1 tRNA gene and 2 rRNA genes (1 of these 3 cut by a window edge) are annotated in these 2500 nt (G+C 52.6%); all 3 read right to left on the reverse strand.

The window, feature by feature from the left end:
• Window positions 1-2: 2 nt before the first annotated feature.
• A tRNA-Met gene (locus tag ACYSNS_RS00005) sits at window positions 3-79 on the reverse strand.
• Between the two features lie 246 nt (window positions 80-325).
• Window positions 326-440: ribosomal RNA gene (gene rrf, locus ACYSNS_RS00010) — 5S ribosomal RNA — on the reverse strand.
• Window positions 441-625: 185 nt separating this feature from the next.
• Window positions 626-2500, reverse strand: a 23S ribosomal RNA gene (locus tag ACYSNS_RS00015) (it continues 934 nt past the right edge of the window).

Consider the following 2500-nt stretch of genomic DNA (forward strand, 5'->3'; position numbering starts at 1 on the left):
TTTGGTTGCGGGGGCAGGATTTGAACCTGCGGCCTTCAGGTTATGAGCCTGACGAGCTACCGGGCTGCTCCACCCCGCGCCAGGGTGATTACGGGATATAGGGCGCTTTATATTTCCAGTTCCGGTTGATCTGGATGAGAGCGCTTTAACCGCGAAGTTTTCAGCATCGATATGATGCAGATTTGAGAAGATGGATATTCATCAACTCAGATAATCATTTTCACAGGCTATTCAAGAGCAAGCCTGTTCATGGGGGATTTATTGAAAGAAGCGGTGACTAGCCGGTAAAAGTGAAGAGATGAGAAGCATTTGATGCGATTGGCAGACCTGGCAGCGACTTACTCTCCCGTGCCTTAAGACAAAGTACCATCAGCGCTGGAGCGTTTCACGGCCGAGTTCGGAATGGGATCGGGTGCAGCCGCTCCGCCATAACCACCAGGTCGGCAAAGCGCATCAAATGAAGAGAAGCTGGATATCTTTCTGTATATTATTGCTATCACTTTCAAGCCTTTGGCTTGCAAGCGCGACCGCGCGCCGGCCACTTTTGGCCGCCCTCGCGGAGGGCTGCGCCCGTGAGCGCAGTAAAGTGATCTTTGCGTAGCAAAGATGAACATTTGTAATGGGAACGATCAAGTCGATCGAACGATTAGTATCAGTAAGCTTCATGTGTTGCCACACTTCCACACCTGACCTATCAACGTGGTAGTCTTCCACGGTTCTCAGGGAATACTCGTTTCCAGGTGGGTTTCCCGCTTAGATGCCTTCAGCGGTTATCCCGTCCATATATAGCTACCCTGCTATGCGGCTGGCGCCACAACAGGTCCACCAGAGATATGTCCATCCCGGTCCTCTCGTACTAGGGACAGATCCTGTCAATATTCCTACACCCACGGCAGATAGGGACCGAACTGTCTCACGACGTTCTGAACCCAACTCACGTACCGCTTTAAATGGCGAACAGCCATACCCTTGGGACCTGCTCCAGCCCCAGGATGCGATGAGTCGACATCGAGGTGCCAAACAACCCCGTCGATATGGACTCTTGGGGGTCATCAGCCTGTTATCCCCGGCGTACCTTTTATCCGTTGAGCGATGGCCCTTCCACGCGGGACCACCGGATCACTATGACCGTCTTTCGACTCTGCTCGACTTGTCAGTCTTACAGTCAGGCAGGCTTATGCCATTGCACTCGACGAACGATTTCCGACCGTTCTGAGCCCACCATCGCGCGCCTCCGTTACTCTTTAGGAGGCGACCGCCCCAGTCAAACTACCCACCATACACTGTCCTGGATCCGGATAACGGACCGCAGTTAGACATCCATGTCGATAAGGGTGGTATTTCAAGGATGACTCCACAAGGGCTGGCGCCCCTGCTTCAAAGTCTACCACCTATCCTACACATGCCGACACGAATGCCAGTGTAAAGCTATAGTAAAGGTGCACGGGGTCTTTCCGTCTAACCGCAGGAACCCCGCATCTTCACGGGGAATTCAATTTCACTGAGTCTATGTTGGAGACAGCGGGGAAGTCGTTACGCCATTCGTGCAGGTCGGAACTTACCCGACAAGGAATTTCGCTACCTTAGGACCGTTATAGTTACGGCCGCCGTTTACTGGGGCTTCAATTCAATGCTTGCACATCTCCTCTTAACCTTCCAGCACCGGGCAGGCGTCAGACCCTATACGTCGTCTTGCGACTTCGCAGAGCCCTGTGTTTTTGGTAAACAGTCGCTACCCCCTGGTCTGTGCCACCCCCTAACGGTTGCCCGCTAAAGGGTCACGCTTCTTCCGAAGTTACGCGTGCAATTTGCCGAGTTCCTTCAACATAGTTCTCTCAAGCGCCTTGGTATTCTCTACCGGTCCACCTGTGTCGGTTTCGGGTACGGTCTATTTGTGGGAGCTATTTCCTGGAACCGCTTCACTGCAAGATCAATCCAATAAGACCTTACAATACACGCGATCCGTCACTTCCCACAGGTCCACGAATATTAACGTGGTTCCCATCGACTACGCCTTTCGGCCTCGCCTTAGGGGCCGACTAACCCTGCTCAGATTAACTTTAAGCAGGAACCCTTGGACTTTCGGCGAGGGAGTCTCTCACTCCCTTTATCGTTACTCATGTCAGCATTCTCACTTCCGATACCTCCAGGAGCTCTCACGAGTCTCCCTTCACAGGCTTACGGAACGCTCCGCTACCACGCGTCATAAGACGCATCCACAGCTTCGGTGTATGGCTTTAGCCCCGTTACATTTTCGGCGCAAAGACCCTTATTTAGACCAGTGAGCTGTTACGCTTTCTTTAAATGATGGCTGCTTCTAAGCCAACATCCTGGTTGTTTTGGGATCCTCACATCCTTTCCCACTTAGCCATAACTTGGGGACCTTAGATGGTGGTCAGGGTTGTTGCCCTCTCCACGACGGACGTTAGCACCCGCCGTGTGTCTGCCAGTCAGTTCTTCCAGGTATTCGGAGTTTGGTTAGGTTTGGTAATCCGGTGAG

It is taken from the genome of Bartonella sp. LJL80, assembly GCF_054871565.1.